The following is a 21,150-nucleotide window of genomic DNA, read 5'->3' as shown; positions in this document are numbered from 1 at the left end:
CCGCAAGGATGGGGATCGCGTGCCGAACCGCCCCTGCGGCAGGACGACTCACGTCGAGCCGTGAAGCTCATCCCCGCAGCGTTGCGCCGCCGTCCACGTAAATGTCGCTCATCGCAATGTGGCCGGCCTGATCGGAGAGCAGGAACATGATTGCCTGGGCGATATCCTCCGGCGTGGCCAACTTGCGCAGCGGGATGCCGGCCTTGTAGGTCTGGGGATTGCCGTCGATCACCTGCCGGGCGCCGTCCGCGTCCTGCCACATGCCGGTCTGCATCGGGGTCAGCGTGGAGCCCGGGGCGACGATGTTGCAGCGGATGCCATGCGGGGCAAGTTCCAGCCCCAGGCAGCGGGTGAACATGCTGGCGGCCGCCTTGGACGCGGCATAGGCCGCCATGCCGTGGCGCGGCACACCGGCGGCGTTGGAGCTGACAGTCACGATGGCACCGCGACGCCGCGGCGTCATCACCCGTGCCAACGCGCGCGACACATGGAATACCCCGTCGGTGTTGACCGCGAACACGCGCCGCCACTGCGCGTCTTCGATCTGTTCCACCGTGCCGACCTGCAGCACGCCGGCAACGTTGATGCCGAAGCCGATCGGGCCGAGCGTGGTTTCGGCCCATGCGACCAATGCGTCCACGGCCGCCGCGTCGCTTACGTCCAGCGCCTTGGCGTGCAGATTGGCATGTACGGGGGCGTCCGGCGCAGTGAGGTCGGTGGCGATCACCACGCTGCCGCTGTCCAGCAGCAGCTGCACCAGCGCCGCGCCGATGCCGCCGGCCGCGCCGGTAACCAGGGCCAGGGTGCCGTCGAATCCGGTCAGTTTCATGCGGGACTATCCTGTTTTGATGCAACCACGGTGGGGGTGTCCCAGCGCTGCAGATGGCGCGACAGCCACGGCGCGAGCTGCGCCACGGCGTCGCGGCCGGTCAGCTCTGCGTGCAGGAACGGCAGTTCATGCGCATCCACCTCCCCGGCATGCGGCTCCCAGAGCGCGGCGTGCAGATGCGGGCGTGCGGCGTGGTCGCGGCCGGCGCGCACGTGCCGCAGCCGGCCGCCGTAGCGGCCATGGTGATGTGCGCGGATAAGGCTGTTGGTGCCGGTGACGGCGCGCACCACGCCGTCGAGTACGGCGTCGGGCAGGTTGCCCAGTGCGCTTTCGCCGCGGCGCAGGAACGCCAGGATGCGCGCGCGGCTGTCCAGTTCGGGATGTGCATCGGGATCGTGGCCGGCGATCGCCAGCAGGGCGCGCAGGGCGGCGATCGGGTCGGGGGCCGGCTCGGCACGCCAGCATTCGCTGGGGTAGGCATCGAGCAGGACCAGCTCACCCACCGTGCGCCCGAGCGCCTGCAGGCGTACCGCCATGGCCTGGGCGATGATCCCGCCGACCGACCAGCCCAGCAGGTGCACAGCGCCCTCCGGCTGCACGGACAGGACGCGCGCCACGTAGGTGGCGGCCAGCGCGTCGATGCTGTCGGGCAAGGGGTCTGCCGGGTCGAGCGCCGGTGACTGCAGGCCATGCACGCTGCGCGCAGGCTGCAGGGCACGGGCCAGGTCGCGGTAGTTCCATGCGATGCCGCCCGCCGGGTGCACCACGAACAACGGCGCCCTGCCCGGCTCGCCAGCGGCCAGGGTGATCATCGGTGCGAGGCCGTGGTCGATGTCGCCCGACGGCGCGTCCAGCAGCGCAGCCAGGCCCGCGACGGTCGGGTGCGAGAACACCGCACCGAGGCCGGGGTCGCGCCGCCAATGCTGCTGGATCGCCAGCAGCAGGTGCACCGCAGACAGTGAATCGCCGCCCAGGCTGAAGAAGTCCGCGTCGGCGCCGACCGGCGCATCCTGGCCCAGCACCTGCGCGAACAGCCCGGCCAGCACCTGTTCGTTTGCCGTCCGCGGCGCACGGCCGGTAGGCGCCTGCGCTGCCGGGGCGGGCAGCGCGGTGCGGTCGAGCTTGCCATTGGCGGTGACCGGCCACTGTTCGATCTCGACCAGGGCACTGGGCAGCATATAGTCGGGCAGGCGCGCGGCGATCCCGGCACGCATCCGCTCGATGTGCAGCGCGGTGCCGGAGACGTAGGCCACCAGCCGGCGGTCGCCGGGCCGGTCCTCGCGCAGCATCACCTCGGCCCGCGTCACGCCCGGCTGCGCATGCAGCGCGGCCTCGATCTCGCCCAGTTCGATACGCAGGCCCCGCAACTTGACCTGCTGGTCGCTGCGGCCGAGGTACTCGAGTGCACCGTCGGCGCGCCATCGCGCGATATCGCCGCTGCGGTACAGCCGGCCGCCGGGCACGTGCGGATCGGCGATGAAGCGCTCGGCGGTGAGATCGTCGCGGCCGAGATAGCCGCGCGCCAGCTGCACCCCGCCCAGGTAGAGATCGCCGGGCACGCCGGCAGGCAAGGCGCGCATGCGCGCATCGAGCACGTACAGACGGGTGTTCCAGACCGGGTGCCCGATCGGCACCGGCTGCGAATGGTCTTCGCGGCCGGCCGGCCACCAGCTCACATCCACCGCAGCCTCGGTCGGGCCGTACAGGTTGTGCAGTTCCGCCGCAACGGTGGCGTGGAAACGATCGCGCAGCGCCGGCTCCAGTGCCTCGCCGCTGGTGAACACGCGGCGCAGTTGCAACCCGCGCACCGCGGGCACGGCCAGGAAGGCGTCCAGCATCGAGGGCACGAAATGCACGCTGGTGATGCGCGCGTCGCGGATCAACCCGGCCAATGCGACGGGATCGCGGTGCAGCCCGGGCGCGGCGATCACCAGCGTGGCGCCGCACAGCAGTGGCAGGAAGAACTCCCAGACCGACACGTCGAAGGTGGCCGGGGTCTTCTGCAGGATGCGCTCATCGGCGCCGATGCCGTAATGGCTGCGCATCCACAGCAGGCGGTTGACGATGGCGCGGTGCTCGACCAGCACGCCCTTGGGCTCGCCGGTGGAGCCGGAGGTGTAGATAACGTAGGCCGCGTCGTGCAGCGCGGTGGCGTCGACCAGTGCCTTGTCGCTGGCCGTCGCCCAGTTCGCTGGCGCCAGCACCGGCACGCTGCCGAAACGCTGCGCGTCGTCGCCGGCGGCCAGCACGCAGACCGGCTGCGCGGACGCCAGGATCCGTGCCAGGCGATCATCCGGGTGGGCAAGGTCGAGCGGCAGGTAGGCGCCCCCCGCACGCAGCACGGCGACCAACGCGACCAGCAGTTCCAGCGAGCGCGGCAGCGCTACCGCCACCGTGGATTCCCGCCCTACCCCCTGCGCCTGCAGCTGCAGGGCCAGGGCACGGCTGCGCTGCTCAAGCGCGGCATAGCTGAGCCGGGCATCGCCGAACACCAGCGCGGTCGCGTCCGGGCTGGCGTGCATCGCCGCCACCAGCAGCGCGCTCAAGGTCACCTCCGGCACCGGGTGCGTGGTGGCATTGAGCTCGACCAGATGGCGATGCGCCTCGGCAGGCGTTGCCAGGGCGATGTCCTCCATCCGCCCGCCCTGGTCGTGCACATCCAGGGCGGAGGCGATGAAGTGCAGCAGGCGCTCGGCATGCGCGGCCACCGTCTCGGCCGTGTACAACGCCGGGTTGGCCTCGATTTCCAGGTCCAGCAGCGCGTGGCCATCGCCGCGGAAGCCGAATGTGATGTCCTCGACCGGGCCGGTGCCCAACACTTCCAGCCGCGCCTGCACGCCGGCCAGCGGCAACGGCCGATAGAACGGCTGCAGGTTGATCAACGGCCCAAACAGGCGGCGCTGGCCGCCGATGAGGCCGAGGTCGCGGCGCAGCTGCTCGCCGCGGTAGCGGCCGTGCCGACGGCCGCGCAGCAGGTCGCGCGCGATCGTGCGCACGACGCTGGCCACGCTGTCGTCGGCCGCGCCCACCCGCAGCGGAAGCACGTTCATCACCATGGCCGGAACACGCGCCGAGGCACTGCCCAACCGGCCCATGAACGGCACGCCCACGACCACCTCGTCCAGCGCGCTGAAGCGACGGCAGTACGTGGCCGCGAATGCGGCCAGAAGGTCTGGCCAGGGCTGCCCGATCTGCTGGGCGGCGCCATGCAGCCGCGCCCGCAGTGCAATGGGCACGTCGCGGACCTGCCGCAGCGCGTCGGCCGCGGCGGCGGCAGCGGCGCCCGCCAGCCCCTCGGCGGCCGGCGCCCCCGCCATGTACTGCTGCCAGTACGCGGCATCCGTCGCCCGCCGCTCGCCGTGCCGATAGTCGGTGTCCTCGGCCAGCACCGGTGCCAGCGCTGCGAGCGCGGGGCTGTCGTGCCCTTCCCCGGCATACAGCGTGCTGACCCGCTCACTGAACACCGCCATGCCGTAGCCATCGGTGGCCAGGTGATGCACACGCAGGTACCACGCGTAGCGTTGCCCGCCCAGCACGAACAGGCATTGCCGGGCGACCCGGTCGCGGGCCGGGTGCACCGGCAGCAACCGATCCCGGTCCATCGCCGCACGTGCCGCCGCCGTCGGGTCGGGCTGTGCGGTCAGGTCCACCACCTGCAGCGCGGGCGCCTGCGCGGGATCGTGCCATTGCCGTGGCTGGCCCGCGTCATCGGTCGCGAACCGCAGCGCAAGCGCCTGCGCCTCTGCCGCCGCGGTGTCGCAGGCGGCGATGAATCGCGGCAGCGATAGCGCGCCGTCGATCCACAGCACGTGCGCGGTGTTGAACGCGGCAGGTTCGCTCGCCAACTGCTGGGCGTACCACAGCCCGGCCTGCGCCTCGGTCAACGCAACGGGGGTGATGTCGCTCATGCGCGCTCGGTGCTGGCCTGCAGCCGCTGCACCACGCGCCACCACCCGGCCAGGGTGGCGTGCTCGGCCAGGTGGCTGAACTCCAGCGCGATGCCGGTGTTGCTCCAGGCCAGCACCAGCCCCAGCACGCGCATCGAGTCCAGGCCAAGGTCGATCAGGTTGTCATCGTCCCCAATCGCCTCGGGGGCTTCGCCAAGCATGCCGGCCACGTCGGCGCGCATGCGCTCGATGTCCAGTGCGGCAGTGCGGGTGTCGGGGGTCATGCCAGTGCCTCCAGCAGCTGCGCGGTGGTGAGCGGGACGCCGCAGGTGCGGGCGATCAGGTGCAGGGCCAGGTCATGGTCGGCACGCGAGAAGTCGGCCACCGCATCGGCGGCGATGAAGGCCTCGATGTCGCGTTGGAACGCCTCGCTCACCGTGGCCGTGCAGCCGATATGCGCGTAGACACCGGTCACCAGCAACTGATCGCGGCCGCGGGCGCGCATCAGGGTCTCCAGGTTGCTGCGCTGGAAGGCGCTGTAGCGGTGCTTGACCAGCACGTGGTCGCCGGCCGCCGGGGCCAACGCCGCCACGATGGGTTCGTGATCCGGCGTGGCGTGCATGCCGGGCCCCCACAGGTCGGCCTGCAGGCCGCGGTCGCGGCGGTCCTGGTTGCCGCGCTGGGCGGTGTAGAACACCGGAATGCCGCGTGCACGGCAGTGCGCCAGCAGCCGCGCGATGTTGGCCAGGGCCGGTGCCAGCGGTGCGCTGTCGGCGTCGAAAGCGGCCAGGAAATACTGCTGCATGTCGTGCACCAGCAGGGCCAGGCGCTCGCTGCGCGGTTGCCAGGGGCCGCGCGCGACCGGCAGTTCGCTGGCCAACGGCAGCGGATAGGGGGAAATCTTCGGCAGCGCCATCAGCGCGGTTCTCCTGTCTGTTCGAGGTAACGCGCGCGCAGCTGCGCACGCAGTTCGCGGCGGCTGACCTTGCCCACCGCCGTGGTGCCGAAGGCATCGACGAACACCACCTGGTCGGGCACCTTGAAGGCGGCCAGGCCGCGTCCGCGCACCCAGCCCTTGAGGCTGGCCGCGCTCGGCGGCGTGCCACGCGCGATAACGAAGGCGCAGCTGCGCTCGCCGAGGTAGGGATCGGGCATGGACACCACCGCCGCGTCGAAGACATCGGCATGCGCCAGCAGGTGGTCTTCGATTTCCTCGGCGGAGATCTTTTCGCCGGCGCGGTTGATGTGGTCGCCTGCCCGTCCCTGCACCACCAGGTAGCCGCCGGGCAGCTGCTGCACCATGTCGCCGGTGCGGTAGTAGCCATCTTCGGTGAAGGCGCGCGCATTGGCGGCTGGATCATTGTGGTACGCGCGGATGGTGTAAGGGCCGCGCGTCAGCAGGTGGCCGATGCCGCCCGCGGCGACCGGGTGGCCGTGGTCGTCGACCACCAGCACTTCGTCATCCGGCGAAATCGGCCTGCCCTGCGTGGTCAGCACCACCTCCAGCGGATCATGCAGGCGGGTGTAGTTGACCAGTCCTTCGGCCATGCCGAATACCTGCTGCAACGTACAGCCCAGCGCATCGACCACGCGCCGGGCGGCCTCCGGCACCAGTTTGGCGCCGCCCACCTGCAGCACCTTCAGGCTGGACAGGTCGTGCGTACCCGTGGCGGCGGCCTGGGCCCAGAGCAATGCCAGTGGCGGCACCAGGCCGACGCAGGTCACGCCCTCGCGCGCGATCAACGGGAAGGCCGCATCCGGCCCCGGGCCGGGGCTCAGCACCACCCGTGCACCGGCGTACAGCGCACCGAAGAAACCGGGTGAGCTCATCGGGAAGTTGTGCGCGGCCGGCAGTGCGACCAGGTACACGCTGCTGCGGTCGATGCCGCAGATCTCGTTGCTGGCGCGGAACGAATAAATGTAGTCGTCGTGGGTGCGTGGGATCAGCTTGGACAGGCCGGTGCTGCCGCCGGACAACTGCAGGAACGCGACGGACTGCGGGTCTGGATCGGCCGGCAGACCGGTGTCGTCCCCGGCCAGCGCGGCGACGGCGGTGAACTCGGCGGCATCGCCGACGATCAGCACGTGCTGCAGCGCCGGCTCGGCGGCCTGCAGGTCGCGGGCGAGCGTGCGGTAGTCGAAGCCATCCTGCACGGCCGCAGCGATGTAGGCCCGGGCCTGGGCCTTGCGCAGCACATGGCCGACCTCGGTGATGCGGTGCGCCGGCAGGGCGAACACCGGCACCAGCCCCGCCCGGAACAGGCCGCAGACCACGCTCACGAATTCGGGGACGTTGCCCAGCTGGACCACCACCCGGTCGCCCGGCACCAGCCCGCGCGCGAGCAGCCCCGCGCCGATCCGGCCGGCCTCCTGCCACAGGGCGGCGTAGCTCAGGCGTACCGACCCACCCACCACCGCGATGTCATCGGGGTAGCGCGTGGCGCGGTCGCGCAGGAAGCCGGGGAACGTCTCCCCGGTCCAATACCCTGCGGCGCGGTAGCGCGCCACCGATCCGGGCGGCCAGGTCTGGCGCAGCGGCACCAGCGCGGATGTGGGGGCAGCAGTCATCAGCAACTCCGGTTATTCATGAGGCGGGCACCTGGTCCACGCCGAGCGCGTTCAACAGGGCCCCGAACTTGGCGGCGGTTTCGGCAACTTCCAGCGCCGGCTGCGAGTCGGCAACGATGCCGGCGCCGGCGTACACGCGCGCGTGGTCGCCCTGCAGGCGTGCGCAGCGGATCGCCACGTACCAGTCGCCATCGCCCTCGGCATCGATCCAGCCGACGGCGCCGGCGTAGAAGCCGCGCGGCACCGGCTCCAGTGCCCGGATGGTATCCAGCGCCAACTGGCGCGGCGTGCCGCATACCGCCGGCGTGGGGTGCAGCGCCGCGACCAGGCTGGCGACCGATGTCGTCGCGTCGGCCAGCGTGGCGGTGATGCGCGTGCCCAGGTGCCACATGGTGGCGGTGGCGTGCAGTGATGGACGCGGCTCGGCCTCGATCCGCGCGCACCAGGGCGACAGCGCCGCAACGATGGCCTCCACCACGTGGCGGTGCTCGTCATGGTCCTTGGCCGAGGCCAGCAAGGCCTGCGCGGTACGTGCATCGTCGTCGGGATCGCGGCTGCGGCGCGCCGAGCCGGCCAGCGGATGCGACAGCACCTCGCGGCCGCGGCGCGAGACCAGCAGTTCCGGCGTCGCCCCGACCAGCCACGCCGGTGCCGCATCGGCCGCGACCGGCAGCGGCACCAGGTAGGTGGCCACGCTGGCGTCATGCCCAAGGCGCGCGGCCAGCTCGCGCGGCGCGACCGGCGGGTCGCAGCGCAGGTGCAGGCTGCGTGCCAGCACCACCTTGTGCAGTGCCGGTCGGGCCTGCCGCAGGGCGATCAATGCATGCGCCACGCTGTCGGCATAGCGCGCGGCGCTGGGCTCGGCGGCGATGCTCCCGGCAAAACGCGGTGCGGGTGGCGCGGTGGTGGTGGCGTTGCTGGACAGCCATTGCGGCTGGTGCAGCGCATCGTCTTCAACCGGATCGAACGGCAGCGCACCGACCAGCAGCGGCAGGCCTGCGCGTGGCGTGCCAAAGAAGGCGGCCACGCGGTCGGCCAGCGTGGCGAGGCTGCCGCGCGGCAGCGGCGCGCGACAGCCGTGCGCCTCCAGCGAGCGCAGCGGCGCGCGCAGCAGGAACGGGGTGGCATCGCTGGCCTGCGCGACGCACACGCCGGCATCGACGTGGGACGCACCCGGGTGCAGCACCTCGTTCATGCCGCTGCCCCCGCCCGGTGGCGCAGCGCCGCGATCGACAGCAGCACCAGCAAGGCGCCCACCAACAGGTACGGCGCACTCGGCCGCCACTGGTACAGCAGCGTGCCGAGCATCGGCCCGATCACCATGCCCAGGCCCTGGACCGACGCCACGGTACCGGCGGCGGCACCCTGCTCATGGGCCTGGACCGAATCGGCGGCCAATGCCTGGAACGAGGGAAACACGAAGCCCATCCCGAACGCGGCCACGGCGTACGCGGCCAGCAGCGCCCAACGGCTCTCCACCAGCGCCACCGAGGCGAAGCCCACGCCGCTGATCAACGCGCCGATGGCGATCCAGCGACGCGCCGGCACGCCGGTCAGCTTCATCACCAGTCCCTGCGCCAGGATGAGGCCCACGCCCACCGCGGTGAGGGCGAGCCCGGCCGCACGCGCGCCATCGGCCGGAGACAGGTGCAGGCGGTCGATGGCGAAGAAGCCCACGGTCACCTGGGCGATGGTGACCGAGACCATGGCCGCGAATACCGCCAGGATCGGCAGGCGCAGGCGTGGATCGGCCCAGTGCAGGGGGGTGCGTGGGGCGGTGTTGGCGGGGGTGCGCGGTGCGTCGGCGGGCAGGCGCCAGGCGATCACCGCCAACGACAGCAGCGGCAGGACGGCGGCGACGTACAGGGTGAGCGACAGCTGGTGGAACGCGATCCAGCCTGCGGCCGCCGGCCCCACCACCATGCCCAGCGCATTGGCGCTGCCGAGCTTGGCCATGGCGGCAGCGCGCTGCCCGGGCGCGGCGCCGTCGGCAACCAGCGCCGCCGCGGTCGGGGGCACCGCGGCATAGAACAGGCCGACCAGCGCACGCGTGCCCACCAGCACGGCGACGGACAGCCACAGCGCGGGCGGGCGCGCCAACGCGGTGTCGACGAACACGGCCAGGGCCACGTAGATCACCACATAGGCGGCCAGTGCGATCAGCAGCACGCGCTTGCGCCCGACCCGGTCGCTCAGCACGCCCCAGCGGCGTGCCGACAGCATCCACAGCACGCCCGCGGCGGTCACCGACAACCCGGCGTGCCACTCGGCCAGGCCGAGCAAGCGCACTACCGGGCCGATCACCGCGACGAAGGCCATCATCGCCATCGTCCCGGTCAAGGCCGCAAAGACCAGGGTAGGCAACCCTGGCACCACCGAACGCTCACCCATGCACCACCACCACGCCAATCAAGGAAAGGTCGCGCGGCGCGGCAGCGCGGCGCGTCGGACTGATCGGCTTCGACGATGTGCATCGACGTGGCTATCCGCACAAATGATAACAGGTCGTATTCGCGATTTGGCCGAGGTGCGCCCGCGCGTTCATCCACGCCGCAGCCTTGCCACGGCATTGATGTCGATCAACCCGCACACACACCGACGCGACTAAGCTGGCCCTACCCCACCACGGCCTCTGCAATGGCGTCACTCCCACCCGGCACTGCCCTCCCCCGCATCGTCGCCGATGCAGCGCACGGCTTGGCCGTGCAGATCATCAGCCTGACCGGCGAAATCTGGAGCGGCGACGTGCGTGAGATCAGCCTGCCCGGCAGCGAAGGACGCTTCGGGGTGCTGGCCCAGCACGCGCCGCTGCTGGCCACGCTGCGCGAGGGCATGGTCTCGGTGTTCCCGGTCGGTGCCGAGCCGCCCCTGCATGTCTATGTGTCCGGCGGCCATGTGGAGGTGCAACCTGGCCGGGTGATCGTGCTGGCCGACCTCGGCCTGCGCAGTGAGGACCTCGACGACGCGCGGGCCCGCGCCGCGCGCGAGGCGGCCAGCGCGCCGATGGCCGCCGAGCTGACCGACCCGGACAACGCCAAGGTGCATGCCGAACTCGCCTGGCTGCGCGGTCAGCACCTGCGCGCCTTGCCCTGGAAGTAAACACCGCCGCCCTGCCCGCAAGGACTCCCGCGATGCTCAAGCGACTGCAGGACCTGTTCCGCTATTTCAATGGCGCCGTGCCGTTTCGGCTGGTGCCTGCCCTGATCGCAACGGCGGTGCTGGTCACCCTGTTGCTGCTGCCCTGCCCCGACGGGCTCACGCCGAAGGCATGGGGACTGGTGGCGATCTTCCTGACCACCATCGTGGCGATCATCCTCAAGGTGATGCCGATCGGGGTGATGGCGCTGATGGCGATCGTGATCGTCTCGCTGTCCCAGGTCACGTCCAGTTCCTCCAAGGGGGCCATCACCGACGCCCTCGGCAGTTTCGCCAGCCCGCTGATCTGGCTGATCGTGGTGGCCATCCTGATTTCGCGCGGGCTGAAGAAGACCGGGTTGGGCAGTCGGATCGGGCTGATGTTCATCGCCCTGCTCGGCAAGCGCACGCTCGGGGTGGGCTATGGGCTGGCGATATGCGAGCTGGTGCTGGCCCCGTTCACCCCCAGCAACACCGCGCGCGGCGGCGGCATCGTGCACCCGGTGATGCGCTCGATCGCCAATGCGTTCGATTCGGACCCGGCCAAGGGCACCGAAGGCAAGGTCGGCACCTACCTGGCGCTGGTCAACTACCACGCCAACCCGATCACCTCGGCGATGTTCGTCACGGCGACCGCGCCCAACCCGCTGGTGGTGGATTACGTGGCCAGGGCCACCGGCCAGCAGCTGCACCTCAGCTGGACCACCTGGGCGCTGTGCATGCTGGTGCCCGGCCTGGTCTGCCTGCTGCTGATGCCGCTGGTGATCTACCTGCTGTCGCCGCCGCAACTGAAAGCCACGCCCGATGCGGTCGACTTCGCGCGTGGCGAACTGGCACGGATGGGGCCGCTGGCGCCCAGGGAGAAGGTGATGATGGGCACCTTCGGCCTGCTGCTGGTGCTGTGGGCGAACGTGCCGGCCATGCTGTTCGGGCCCGCCTGGACACTGGACCCGACCGTCGTCGCCTTCCTCGGGCTGTTCGTGCTGATCATCACCGGTACCCTCGACTGGGACGACGTGCTGTCGGAGAAAAGCGCCTGGGACACGCTGGTCTGGTTCGGTGCCTTGGTGATGATGGCCGAGCAGCTCAACAAGCTCGGCGTCATCGGCTGGTTCTCCGAGGGCATGAAGCACGCCATCGTCGCCAGCGGCATGGGCTGGCAGGCCATCGCCGCGGTGCTGGTGCTGGCCTTCGTGTTTTCGCACTATCTGTTCGCCAGCACCACCGCGCACATCAGCGCGATGCTGCTGGCCTTCCTCGGCGTCGGTGCGTTGCTGATTCCGGCCGACTACGTGGTGCCCTTCATGCTGATGATGACCGCCGGCTCGGCGATCATGATGACGCTCACCCACTACGCCACCGGGACCTCGCCGATCATCTTCGGCAGCGGGTACGTCAGCCTGGGCACCTGGTGGCGGGTCGGATTTCTGATGTGCGTGTTCGAACTACTGGTGTTCGCCGTCATCGGCGGCGCGTGGTGGAAAGTGCTCGGCTATTGGTGATCCTGCGCCCTCGCGCCGCTGCGGCGTTTGGTCACGCCCGGCACTGCCTCAACCCAACATATGATGTTGACGATGAGGCAGACCCACACTATGTTGTGTTTATCGGCTCCCCGCTTCCGCCAGGCCCGGTTCCCCGTCACGCCCTTGCATGCCCCCTCGGCTGCACGGCATGACCACCCGAACAGCGCCTGGAAGCGAGCCCCCTCCCCGGTCAACACCGTGGACGATCCCCCTGCCTCCATGACGCCCGCCCGGCCGTCGCGATGTCCGCATCGCGACGCGACATCTGCGCACCGCATGGACTGCCGATGATCAACGAAGACACCACCGTTACCGATACACCCCCGCAGTTGGAGGCGATTGCCAGCGGCAGCCAGCCGGGCCTGTGGATCAGCAAGGAAGGCGGCAACCGGCGCATGCCCTTCGAACAGGCGCGCCTGCTGCGTTCCATCCAGGCCGTGCATGCCGAGTTCCCGGACCTGGACCTGGCCGACTACCAGCGCAGCGTGCTGGCACTGGTGCACCGTCGTGAACAGCTCAACGCCGATGAACTGGTCGACCTGCTGATCCGCGAGGCCGAATCGCGCATCGACCTGGTCGCGCCGGACTGGGAACACTTCGCCGCACGCCTCTACCTGCGCCGCCTGTACAAGCGCGCCAGCAAGAACCGCTTCTACGATGCCAGCCTCAAGTACGGCTCCTACGTGGGCCTGCAGGAAAGCCTCGCCGATCGCAACGTGTATTCGATCGATATCCTCAAGGCGTACTCCAAGGACGAGCTGGAGGAAGCCGGGGCGATGATCGAGCCCGAGCGCGACCTGCTGTTCGCCTACAACGGGCTGTACCTGCTGGCCACGCGCTACCTGGCCACCGACCACTCGCGGGGGGTGTACGAGCTGCCGCAGGAGCGCTGGCTCACCATTGCGCTGTACCTGATGCAGAACGAGCATCTCAGCGGCGACCGCACCCGCGCCCGGCGCATGCGCCTGGTCCGCGAGGCCTACTGGGCGCTGTCGCACCTGTACATGACCGTGGCCACGCCGACCCTGGCCAACGCGGGCAAGGTGGGCGGGCAGCTGTCGTCGTGCTTCATCGACACGGTGGACGACAGCCTGCAGGGCATCTACGACTCCAATACCGACGTGGCGCGCGTGTCCAAGCATGGCGGCGGCGTGGGCGCCTACCTGGGCTACGTGCGCTCGGCGGGCGCGCCGATCCGTGGCGTGGCGAACTCGTCCGGCGGCGTGGTGCCGTGGATCAAGCAACTCAACAACACGGCCGTCAGCGTGGACCAGCTTGGCCAGCGCAAGGGTGCCATCGCGGTCTACCTGGATGTGTGGCACCGCGACATCGAGGCCTTCCTCGACCTGCGCCTGAACAATGGCGACCAGCGCCTGCGCGCGCACGATGTGTTCACCTCGGTGTGCCTGCCGGACCTGTTCATGGAGGCGGTGGAGCGGCGCGGCGACTGGTATCTGTTCGATCCGTACGAGGTGAAGCGGATCAAGGGCTGGTACCTGCAGGACTTCCACGATGAGCAGCGCGGCCAGGGCAGTTTCCGCGAGCGCTATGCTGAGGTCGTCGCCGACGAACGCATCGGCCGCCGCACGATCAAGGCCATCGATCTGTTCAAGCGGATCATGGTCAGCCAGCTGGAAACCGGCAATCCCTTCATGTTCTACCGGGACGAAGTGAACCGGATGAACCCCAACAAGCACGCCGGCAAGGTGTATTCCAGCAACCTGTGCACCGAGATCCTGCAGAACATGAGCCCGACCCGGCTGATGCAGGAGATGATCAGCGGTGACCAGATCGTCACCACCCGCCAGGCCGGTGATTTCGTGGTGTGCAACCTGTCCTCGATCAACCTCGGCCGTGCGGTCACCGCCGCGCCGGACCTGCTGTCCAGCGATGTGCTGGAGCGGCTGGTCCCGATCCAGGTGCGCATGCTCGACAACGTCATCGACCTCAACCAGCTGCCGGTGCCGCAGGCCACCATCACCAACCGCAAGTACCGCGCCATCGGGCTGGGCACGTTCGGCTGGCACCACCTGCTGGCGCAGCAGCAGATCCACTGGAATGACGTACAGGCCGAGGCCTACGCCGATACCTTGTACGAGCGGATCAACTACCTGGCGATCCAGGCCAGCATGCGCCTGGCCGAGGAGAAGGGGCGCTACAGCACCTTCCTCGGCAGCGACTGGCAGACCGGCGAGTACTTCCGCGCGCGCGGTTACGACAGCCCGGCCTGGCAGGAGCTGGCCGCGCAGGTCAGCGTGCATGGCCTGCGCAACGGCTGGCTGCTGGCGGTGGCGCCGAACATGAGCACCGCGCAGATCGCCGGCTCCAGCGCCTCGATCGACCCGGTCTACGGCGCGTTCTACTACGAGGAAAAGAAGGACTTCCGCCGCCCGGTCGCCGCGCCCGGCCTGTCGCTGGAGACCTACCCGTATTACGAAAAGGGCGCCTACCGGCTGGACCAGTTCGCCAGCATCCGCCAGAACGCCCGCCGCCAGCGCCACGTGGACCAGGCAATCAGCTTCAACCTGTACGTGCCAAGCACCATCCGCGCCAGCACCCTGCTCGCCCTGCACATGAGCGCCTGGCGCGAGGGCCTGAAAACCACCTACTACGTGCGCTCCAACGACATCGACATCACCGAATGCGAGTGGTGTGGGAGCTGACGACCGCCGGTCGTCAACGGGTAGTGCCGGCCGTTGGTCGGCCACCAGGCAAACGCACGTCACCGATAACCAGGATACCCCCATGGCAACACCCCTCGAGCGCATCAAGATTCTCGAACCGCGCCACCCCAACCGCTCCACCGGCATCATCAATGGCCGCACCAGCGGCATCCTCAACTGGAACGACATCCCCTACCCGTCCTTCTACCGGGCGTACAAGGAGCTGTCGACCAACTTCTGGATTCCCGACGAAGTGGACATGAAGGGCGACGCACGCGGCTACGGCGAGCTCAACGCGCGCGAGAAGAACGCCTACGATTCCATCATCGGCCTGCTGGCCACGCTGGATTCGCCGCAGACCCGTTTCATTTACAACGTGGCCGAGTACATCACCGACCCGGCCGCGCACGCCAACGCGGCGATCATCGGCCAGCAGGAAGTGATCCACAACGAGAGCTACAGCTACGTGCTGGCCTCCATCGCCGGGCTGGCCGACCAGAACCGCGTGTTCGAGATCGCGCGCACGCACCCTACGATCCAGGCGCGCAACCAGCCGATCATGCAGTCCTACGACGACTTCATGCGCGAGAAAACCGCCGAGACCCTGATCCGCTCGCTGATCCAGTCCTCGATCCTGGAGGGCATCAATTTCTATTCGGGCTTCGCGTTCTTCTACAACCTGGTCCGCCAGAACCGGATGACCGGCACCGGCAAGATCATCAGCTTCATCAACCGCGACGAGCTGGCCCACACCAAGTTCATCAGCGAACTGATCCGCGCCATCATCGGCGAGAACCCGCAGCTGCAGGGTGACGCGCTCACGGCCTACGTGCACGACGCGTTCGAGCACGCCATCGCGCTGGAAACGCGCTGGACCGGCGAGGTGCTGGACGGCATCGACGGCATCGACGTGGACGAGATGATCCGCTACGTGAAGTACCGCGCCAACAAGATGGCCGGCATGCTCGGCATCGAGAAGCTCTACAGCGACACCAACGTCAACGTGATGCCGTGGATCAAGGCCTACGCCGACAATTTCACCGAGACCAAGACCGACTTCTTCGAGATGCGCAACGCCAGCTACAAGAAGACCAATGCGGACAATGGCTTCGACGATCTGTGAGCCGCCCATGCGCATCCTGCTGGCCTATGCATCGTTGAGCGGCAACACACGCGAGGTGGCGCGGCAGGTCGCGGCACGTTGCCAGGCAACCGGCCACTCGTTGCAGCTGCTGGACGTGGACGGCGATGCCGCCGCCGCGCTGGCGCAGCCACGCGATGCGCTGTTGCTGGGCTGCTGGACCGACAACGCCGGCCGTACCCCGGCGGAGATGAAGGCCTTCGTGGCCACGCTGCGCGATTCCGCTGGGCTGCCGCCCGGCCCCGGCGTGGCCGTGTTCGGCACCGGCGAAACCCAGTGGGGCCCGGAGTACTACTGCGGCGCCGCGCACCGCCTGGCACGGTTCTTCGGCTCACCGCACCCGGTACTCCAGATCGAGCAGATGCCACACGGCCAGGCCGATAGCCATGCCATCCACCAATGGACCGACACCGTGTTGGCCCGCATCGAGACCGCTATCCATGCAGATCCTGCACGCCGCCACGCCTGACGCCTATCGCGCCGCCCTGCGCGACCATCCCGCCGTGCTGGTGGATTTCCACAAGGACAACTGCCCCGGCTGTCGCATGCTGGACATGTCGCTTGCCAGCATCGCCGATTCGCCACGGGCCGCGGGCATCGTGCTGCTCAAGGTGCACCTGGAAACCATCGGCGACGTGTTCTTCCGCAGCCTGGGCCTGCGCCAGACGCCCACCTTGCTGCTGATCCGTGACGGGCAGGAAGTGGCGCGGATGGCCGGGTATCAGTCACCGAAACAGATCGGTGAGGCGCTGGCCTCGCTGATGCCGGCCTGAAATGCCCCGCCAGGTGAAGGCCAGGTCGCCCGGGCGGTGAGCCATTTCGTGCCGCCGAGCAACGCTCCGCGCTACCGGTGTGGTTGCGTGGTTACGCCGTTTGACGGCCCAGCAACCCGCGCCGCTTGAACCACCACTCCAGCGGCAGCGTTACCAGCGGCGGCACCGCGGCCAGCAACGCGAGCCCCGCCGCCCACCACGGCCAACGCAGGCGCACCGCCGCCAGCAGGGTCACCACCACGTAAGCCATGAAGGCGACGCCATGCAACGGCCCGAACACGCGCACGCCCACCGGGGTGGGATCGGCGGCGTGGTATTTGAAGTACATGCCGATCAGCAACCCGGCCCAGGTCAGTGCTTCGATGAAAGCGACGGTGGCGAATACGCGACCCATCGGGCGCATCGGAAGAGTGGCGTTCAAATCAGGCTCGGCTCGGCACGGGACAGAACGCCCATGATAGCCGCGAATCGAGAATGCGACCCGTTTACAGGCCTCCGCCGTCGCCACGGGCGTGCACGGCGACCGCGCACGCCCGCATGCCTCAGACGAACATGCCGCCCGAGGCTTCCACGCGCTGCGCATTGATCCACGCGGTGCGCGGCGACAACAGCGCGGCAGCGACCGGACCGATGTCATCCGGCTGGCCGGCGCGGCCGAGCGCGGTGATCGAGGCGACCATGCCATTGACGTGCTCGTCGTCGCGCACGCGGCCGCCTCCAAAATCGGTGGCGATGGCGCCCGGCGCGAGCGTGTTGGCGCTGATCCCCCGTGCGCCAAGTTCCTTGGCCAGGTAACGGGTGAACACCTCGATGCCGCCCTTCATCATCGCGTAGGCCGAACTGCCGGGCAGCGAGAACCGCGCCAGGCCGCTGGACACGTTGAGGATGCGTCCACCGTCCGCGATCAGCGGCAGCAGTGCCTGGGTCAGGAAGAACGGCCCCTTCAGGTGCACTGCCACCGCGTGGTCGAACTGTTCCGGGGTGGTGTCGGCGATGCTTGCGTACAGGCCTTCGCCGGCGTTGTTGAGCAGGCCCTGCAGGTGCGTGGCACCCCAGCCGCCCAGGACCTGCTTCACCTGCCCGGCGAAGGCGGCGAAGCGGCCGCTGTCGGCCACGTCCAACGGCAACGCGGCGGCGCGACGGCCCAATGCCTCGATCTGCGCGACCACCTCCAGGGCGGCGTCGGCCTGGCTGCGGTAGGTCAGCACGATGTCGGCGCCATCGGCGGCCAGGGCCAGGGCGGCATTGCGGCCCAGGCCACGGCTGCCGCCGGTGACGAGGACGATACGGGAGGAACTGCTCATGTCCATTCTCCAACGTTGAGGTGTGGGTACAGCCTATTGATCTTGCGGCGCCGCATAAATCACGCGATCCTGATTTAACTGTTCAACATCAGATAACAATCCATGGACCGCCTCGACCAGTTGCGCAGCTTCCTGCGCGTCGCCGAACTCGGCTCGTTCACCGGGGCGGCCGACAGCCTCGGCCTGCCCAAGGCCAGTGTGTCGCTGGCGGTGCAGCGGCTGGAGGCCGAGGTGGGCGTGCAGCTCCTTCACCGCACCACCCGTCGCGTCCAGCTCAGTGCCGACGGTACGCAGTTCCAGCAGCGCGCCCGCGACCTGCTCGACGACATGGAAGAGCTGCAGGGCATGTTCCGCCGCCAGACCAGCCAGCTCAAAGGGCGGCTGCGGGTGGATATGTCCAGCGGACTGGCCCGGCAGCTGGTGATCCCGCACCTGCCCGGTTTCCTGGCCCAGCACCCCGGCCTGGAAATCGAGCTGAGCGGCACCGACCGCCGCGTCGACCTGGTGCGCGAGGGCTTCGACTGCGTGCTGCGGGTGGGCAGCCTGGACGACAACACGCTCGTCGCCCGCCCGTTGGGGCTGATGCAGATCGTCAACTGCGCCAGCCCGGCGTACCTGGCCGCGCATGGCACCCCGCGCGAACTGGCGGACCTGGCCGATCACGCCCTGATCCACTACGTCGGCACGCTCGGCCAACGTTCCCCGGGGTTCGAGTATCCCGACGGCGCCGGCTACCGCAGTCTGCCGATGCCCGGGCCGATCACCGTCAACAGTGGCGAAGGCTACAACGCTGCCGCGTTGGCCGGGCTCGGCATCATCCAGGTGCCCCGGCTCGGGGTGCGCCAGGCGCTGGCCGCCGGCACGCTGGTGGAAGTGCTGCCGCAGCTGGCCGCCGAGCCGATGCCGGTGACCCTGCTGTATGCGCAGCGCCGCCACCTGCCGCAACGCGTCACGGCGTTCATGGACTGGGTAGCTGGGGTGATCCAGCCGGAACTGTCGCGGGAGGACTAGCGCAACCGCGCAGGGGTAAACATTCATGCACGATTGAATGCACGGTTATGCGCATTATTGCGCACGTTTCGGTATAGTGTGCGCTCAGGGCGGCGAGAAGATGCGCGTTTTCGCCGGTTTGACCGACATTCCCTGCACCCCCCATGTCCTCCGAGTCGTTCATGACCTCCGAAGCCCTGCCCGGCGAACGCCAACAGACCATCCTGCGCCTGCTGCGCGAACACGGCCGTGTGTTCTCCGCGCCGCTGGCGGTGCAGATGGGGGTGTCGGAAGACTCGATCCGCCGCGACCTGCGCGATCTGGCCAGCCAGGGCCTGTGTCGCAAGGTGTACGGCGGCGCCCTGCCCGCCGCGCCGGCATTCCCGCCGCTGGTCGACCGCCACGCCCAGCAACGCGAACAGAAGCAGGCCCTGGCCCGCGCCGCTGCCGCGCATGTCCGCCCGGGCGAGCTTGTGCTGCTCGACGCCGGTTCCACCAACAGCGCCATCGCCGCCTGCCTGCCCGACCAGCAGGGCATCCGGGTGATCACCAACGCGCCGGATATCGCCGTGCTGTTGATGGCGCGCAGCGGTATCGAGGTCAGCCTGATCGGCGGCCGGCTGGACCCGCGCATCGGCGCGGCCGTCGGTGCGCAAGCGCTCGAGGCGATCGCCGCGTTGCGGGTGGACGTGTGTTTCATCGGTACCTGCGCAGTGGACGCGGAAGCCGGGATGTGGGCCGTGGATGGCGAGGAGGCTGCGCTAAAGCGCGCGATGCTCGCCGCGAGCAGCCGCTGCGTGGTGGTGGCCAGCAACGAAAAGCTCGGCGCGCAGGCCGCGCATCGCATCGGCGGCGTCGAGCAGATCGACATCCTGGTGCTCGAAGCCGACGCACCGTCCGCCCAGGCCGAGGCGTTCGCGCGTCGCGGCGTCGATCTCCACCACGCCCGCGCAGAGTGAGCCCGCCCCCGATGTCCACGCTTACCCGTTCCGCCCTTGCCGGCACGCGCACCGAACAGCACGCCACCCGCGCCGCGTTCTTCCTGCCCGGTTTCGCCACCGCCGCGTGGGCGCCCCTGGTGCCCTTCGCCAAATCCCGCACCGGACTGGATGAAGGCTCGCTCGGCCTGGTGCTGCTGTGCCTGGGCGCCGGCTCGCTGCTGTCTATGCCGCTGGCCGGCATGTTGGCCGCCCGCCATGGGTGCCGCGCGGTGATGATCGCAACCCTGATCATGGTGATTGCCGCCCTGCCGCTGCTGGCCATTGCGCCCTCGCCGTGGACGCTGGGCCTGGCCCTGTTCGTGTTCGGCGCGGGCGTAGGGGCCTGCGACTGCACCATGAACATCCAGGCGGTGATGGTCGAGCGCGACAGCGGGCGCCCGATGATGTCCGGTTTCCATGCCTTCTACAGCATCGGCGGCGCCGTCGGCGCGGCGGCGATGACCGCGCTGCTCGCCCTGCATCTGCCGCCGTGGCTGGTGTGCCTGCTGGGGTCGGCGGTGATGGCCGCGCTGCTGGCGGCCTCGCTGCCGTTCTGGCGCAATGACAAGGCAGCGTCCGGCGCACCGGTATTCGCCGTGCCGCAGGGCGTGGTGCTGGGCATCGGCGTGCTGTGCTTCGTCGCCTTCCTCGCCGAAGGCGCGATGCTCGACTGGAGCGCGGTGTTCCTGCATGAAGTGCAGCACGTCGACCCCTCGCGTGCCGGGCTGGGCTTCATGACGTTCGCGATCGCGATGACGGTCACGCGACTGGTCGGCGACGGCGTGGTGGCCCGGTTGGGACGACACCGCGCGATCCTGCTTGGCAGCCTGGTCGCCGCAGGCGGTTTCGCCCTGGTCACCTTCGCCCCGGCACTGCCGCTGGCGCTGCTCGGCTACGCGCTGATCGGCCTGGGCTGCGCCAACATCGTGCCGGCGCTGTTCTCGATGGCAGGCAACCAGATGGCCATGCCCGAAAGCCTGGCCATCCCGGCCATCACCACGCTCGGTTACGCCGGCGTACTGGCCGGGCCGGCGCTGATCGGCTTCGTCGCCCAGGGCAGCAGCCTGGTGTTCGCGTTCTGCCTGGTCGCCGCTGCGCTGTTGCTGATCGGGCTGTCGGCGCGCTGGCTGAAGGCCTGAGCCCCACCCTGACCCATGCAGCGGCGCCCAGCCTCACCTGTGCGCCGCTGCGTCGGCCGTGCGCATCCGTTCCCCGCAGCGTGCGCGGCGGGGTCGCACGTGGCGTAGCCGCGCACGCTGTACCGAAAGGGCACCCTCGCGTGTCGAGCTGCCGGCGCTGCGCGGCCCACGCGGTCGCGCAGCGCAGCACGGCGCTGGCGGCGGCTGGCGTTACCATC

The 21,150-nt window shown here is 69.5% G+C and carries 18 protein-coding genes; 9 read left to right on the top strand and 9 right to left on the bottom strand.

Features of this window, described 5'->3' with window-relative positions:
• Positions 1 to 67: 67 nt before the first annotated feature.
• From AC06FD_RS05905 to AC06FD_RS05875, 7 genes are read right to left on the bottom strand one after another with little or no spacing between them, the layout of a single operon-like run.
• Positions 68 to 829 (bottom strand): 2,3-dihydro-2,3-dihydroxybenzoate dehydrogenase, encoded by a 762-nt coding sequence (locus AC06FD_RS05905; protein WP_478077251.1) that lies wholly within the window; start codon positions 827 to 829, stop codon positions 68 to 70.
• Positions 826 to 4,737, bottom strand: a complete 3,912-nt coding sequence (locus AC06FD_RS05900; protein ID WP_478077249.1) for an amino acid adenylation domain-containing protein — start codon at positions 4,735 to 4,737, stop codon at positions 826 to 828. The genes AC06FD_RS05905 and AC06FD_RS05900 overlap by 4 nt, the downstream gene beginning before the upstream one ends.
• The gene (locus AC06FD_RS05895; protein WP_478077248.1) at positions 4,734 to 5,000 is read right to left on the bottom strand and encodes a phosphopantetheine-binding protein; all 267 of its coding nucleotides are present in this window, start codon (positions 4,998 to 5,000) and stop codon (positions 4,734 to 4,736) included. Before AC06FD_RS05895 ends, AC06FD_RS05900 begins: the two co-directional genes overlap by 4 nt.
• Positions 4,997 to 5,632: an isochorismatase family protein gene (locus AC06FD_RS05890; RefSeq protein WP_478077247.1), complete on the bottom strand. Its 636-nt coding sequence runs from the start codon at positions 5,630 to 5,632 to the stop codon at positions 4,997 to 4,999. The genes AC06FD_RS05895 and AC06FD_RS05890 overlap by 4 nt, the downstream gene beginning before the upstream one ends.
• Entirely contained in the window at positions 5,632 to 7,284 is a 1,653-nt protein-coding gene (locus AC06FD_RS05885) for a (2,3-dihydroxybenzoyl)adenylate synthase (RefSeq protein WP_478077246.1), read from the bottom strand. The genes AC06FD_RS05890 and AC06FD_RS05885 overlap by 1 nt, the downstream gene beginning before the upstream one ends.
• A gap of 16 nt (positions 7,285 to 7,300) precedes the next feature.
• Complete coding sequence (locus tag AC06FD_RS05880; protein ID WP_449334349.1) at positions 7,301 to 8,479, bottom strand: isochorismate synthase; 1,179 nt, start codon at positions 8,477 to 8,479, stop codon at positions 7,301 to 7,303.
• Positions 8,476 to 9,675: an MFS transporter gene (locus AC06FD_RS05875; RefSeq protein WP_478077245.1), complete on the bottom strand. Its 1,200-nt coding sequence runs from the start codon at positions 9,673 to 9,675 to the stop codon at positions 8,476 to 8,478. Before AC06FD_RS05875 ends, AC06FD_RS05880 begins: the two co-directional genes overlap by 4 nt.
• Positions 9,676 to 9,921: 246 nt before the next feature.
• Here AC06FD_RS05875 and atpC point away from each other — a divergent pair, with 246 nt between their 5' ends.
• From atpC to AC06FD_RS05845, 6 genes are all read left to right on the top strand, one after another.
• Positions 9,922 to 10,383 (top strand): ATP synthase F1 subunit epsilon, encoded by a 462-nt coding sequence (gene atpC / locus AC06FD_RS05870; protein ID WP_478048089.1) that lies wholly within the window; start codon positions 9,922 to 9,924, stop codon positions 10,381 to 10,383.
• Positions 10,384 to 10,415: 32 nt separating this feature from the next.
• Complete coding sequence (locus tag AC06FD_RS05865; protein ID WP_394162102.1) at positions 10,416 to 11,921, top strand: DASS family sodium-coupled anion symporter; 1,506 nt, start codon at positions 10,416 to 10,418, stop codon at positions 11,919 to 11,921.
• 308 nt (positions 11,922 to 12,229) lie between these two features.
• Positions 12,230 to 14,605 carry a ribonucleoside-diphosphate reductase subunit alpha gene (locus tag AC06FD_RS05860; protein WP_478077244.1) on the top strand — a complete coding sequence of 792 codons (2,376 nt, stop codon included), beginning with the start codon at positions 12,230 to 12,232 and terminating at the stop codon, positions 14,603 to 14,605.
• An 82-nt stretch (positions 14,606 to 14,687) separates the two neighbouring features.
• A complete protein-coding gene (locus AC06FD_RS05855) occupies positions 14,688 to 15,728 on the top strand; it encodes a ribonucleotide-diphosphate reductase subunit beta (RefSeq protein ID WP_259202781.1) in 1,041 nt (346 codons plus the stop codon).
• Positions 15,729 to 15,735: 7 nt separating this feature from the next.
• Entirely contained in the window at positions 15,736 to 16,215 is a 480-nt protein-coding gene (locus tag AC06FD_RS05850) for a flavodoxin (protein ID WP_478077243.1), read from the top strand.
• Positions 16,187 to 16,519 carry a thioredoxin family protein gene (locus AC06FD_RS05845; RefSeq protein ID WP_394162108.1) on the top strand — a complete coding sequence of 111 codons (333 nt, stop codon included), beginning with the start codon at positions 16,187 to 16,189 and terminating at the stop codon, positions 16,517 to 16,519. The genes AC06FD_RS05850 and AC06FD_RS05845 overlap by 29 nt, the downstream gene beginning before the upstream one ends.
• Positions 16,520 to 16,610: 91 nt before the next feature.
• Here AC06FD_RS05845 and AC06FD_RS05840 read toward each other — a convergent pair whose 3' ends face one another.
• Together AC06FD_RS05840 and AC06FD_RS05835 are read right to left on the bottom strand one after the other, a co-directional pair.
• Entirely contained in the window at positions 16,611 to 16,922 is a 312-nt protein-coding gene (locus tag AC06FD_RS05840; RefSeq protein WP_478077377.1) for a DUF3817 domain-containing protein, read from the bottom strand.
• Positions 16,923 to 17,061: 139 nt separating this feature from the next.
• Positions 17,062 to 17,823, bottom strand: coding sequence for an SDR family NAD(P)-dependent oxidoreductase (locus AC06FD_RS05835; protein ID WP_449334354.1), 762 nt, complete (start codon positions 17,821 to 17,823; stop codon positions 17,062 to 17,064).
• A 102-nt stretch (positions 17,824 to 17,925) separates the two neighbouring features.
• Between AC06FD_RS05835 and AC06FD_RS05830 the strand changes: the two genes are divergently transcribed.
• The 3 genes from AC06FD_RS05830 (at position 17,926) to AC06FD_RS05820 (ending at position 20,932) form a co-directional block, all read left to right on the top strand.
• A complete protein-coding gene (locus AC06FD_RS05830; RefSeq protein ID WP_478077242.1) occupies positions 17,926 to 18,834 on the top strand; it encodes a LysR family transcriptional regulator in 909 nt (302 codons plus the stop codon).
• A 143-nt stretch (positions 18,835 to 18,977) separates the two neighbouring features.
• Positions 18,978 to 19,772 (top strand): DeoR/GlpR family DNA-binding transcription regulator, encoded by a 795-nt coding sequence (locus AC06FD_RS05825; protein ID WP_259202787.1) that lies wholly within the window; start codon positions 18,978 to 18,980, stop codon positions 19,770 to 19,772.
• A gap of 11 nt (positions 19,773 to 19,783) precedes the next feature.
• A complete protein-coding gene (locus AC06FD_RS05820; RefSeq protein WP_478077241.1) occupies positions 19,784 to 20,932 on the top strand; it encodes an MFS transporter in 1,149 nt (382 codons plus the stop codon).
• Positions 20,933 to 21,150 lie beyond the last annotated feature (218 nt).

The organism is Stenotrophomonas sp. Steno-Z1 (assembly GCF_056393175.1).
Note: the sequence above shows the minus strand (reverse complement) of the source record. Positions and strands in the feature narration are given on the sequence as shown.

What these genes read in the sequence shown, in the direction of transcription:
- AC06FD_RS05895 (WP_478077248.1), bottom strand. Translation starts at nt 5,000, where the DNA reads ATGACCCCCGACACCCGCACTGCCGCACTGGACATCGAGCGCATGCGC.
- AC06FD_RS05855 (WP_259202781.1), top strand. Translation starts at nt 14,688, where the DNA reads ATGGCAACACCCCTCGAGCGCATCAAGATTCTCGAACCGCGCCACCCC.
- AC06FD_RS05880 (WP_449334349.1), bottom strand. Translation starts at nt 8,479, where the DNA reads ATGAACGAGGTGCTGCACCCGGGTGCGTCCCACGTCGATGCCGGCGTG.
- AC06FD_RS05900 (WP_478077249.1), bottom strand. Translation starts at nt 4,737, where the DNA reads ATGAGCGACATCACCCCCGTTGCGTTGACCGAGGCGCAGGCCGGGCTG.
- AC06FD_RS05875 (WP_478077245.1), bottom strand. Translation starts at nt 9,675, where the DNA reads ATGGGTGAGCGTTCGGTGGTGCCAGGGTTGCCTACCCTGGTCTTTGCG.
- AC06FD_RS05830 (WP_478077242.1), top strand. Translation starts at nt 17,926, where the DNA reads ATGGACCGCCTCGACCAGTTGCGCAGCTTCCTGCGCGTCGCCGAACTC.
- AC06FD_RS05865 (WP_394162102.1), top strand. Translation starts at nt 10,416, where the DNA reads ATGCTCAAGCGACTGCAGGACCTGTTCCGCTATTTCAATGGCGCCGTG.
- AC06FD_RS05860 (WP_478077244.1), top strand. Translation starts at nt 12,230, where the DNA reads ATGATCAACGAAGACACCACCGTTACCGATACACCCCCGCAGTTGGAG.
- AC06FD_RS05890 (WP_478077247.1), bottom strand. Translation starts at nt 5,632, where the DNA reads ATGGCGCTGCCGAAGATTTCCCCCTATCCGCTGCCGTTGGCCAGCGAA.
- atpC (WP_478048089.1), top strand. Translation starts at nt 9,922, where the DNA reads ATGGCGTCACTCCCACCCGGCACTGCCCTCCCCCGCATCGTCGCCGAT.
- AC06FD_RS05835 (WP_449334354.1), bottom strand. Translation starts at nt 17,823, where the DNA reads ATGAGCAGTTCCTCCCGTATCGTCCTCGTCACCGGCGGCAGCCGTGGC.
- AC06FD_RS05885 (WP_478077246.1), bottom strand. Translation starts at nt 7,284, where the DNA reads ATGACTGCTGCCCCCACATCCGCGCTGGTGCCGCTGCGCCAGACCTGG.
- AC06FD_RS05850 (WP_478077243.1), top strand. Translation starts at nt 15,736, where the DNA reads ATGCGCATCCTGCTGGCCTATGCATCGTTGAGCGGCAACACACGCGAG.
- AC06FD_RS05905 (WP_478077251.1), bottom strand. Translation starts at nt 829, where the DNA reads ATGAAACTGACCGGATTCGACGGCACCCTGGCCCTGGTTACCGGCGCG.
- AC06FD_RS05845 (WP_394162108.1), top strand. Translation starts at nt 16,187, where the DNA reads ATGCAGATCCTGCACGCCGCCACGCCTGACGCCTATCGCGCCGCCCTG.
- AC06FD_RS05820 (WP_478077241.1), top strand. Translation starts at nt 19,784, where the DNA reads ATGTCCACGCTTACCCGTTCCGCCCTTGCCGGCACGCGCACCGAACAG.
- AC06FD_RS05840 (WP_478077377.1), bottom strand. Translation starts at nt 16,922, where the DNA reads ATGCGCCCGATGGGTCGCGTATTCGCCACCGTCGCTTTCATCGAAGCA.
- AC06FD_RS05825 (WP_259202787.1), top strand. Translation starts at nt 18,978, where the DNA reads ATGTCCTCCGAGTCGTTCATGACCTCCGAAGCCCTGCCCGGCGAACGC.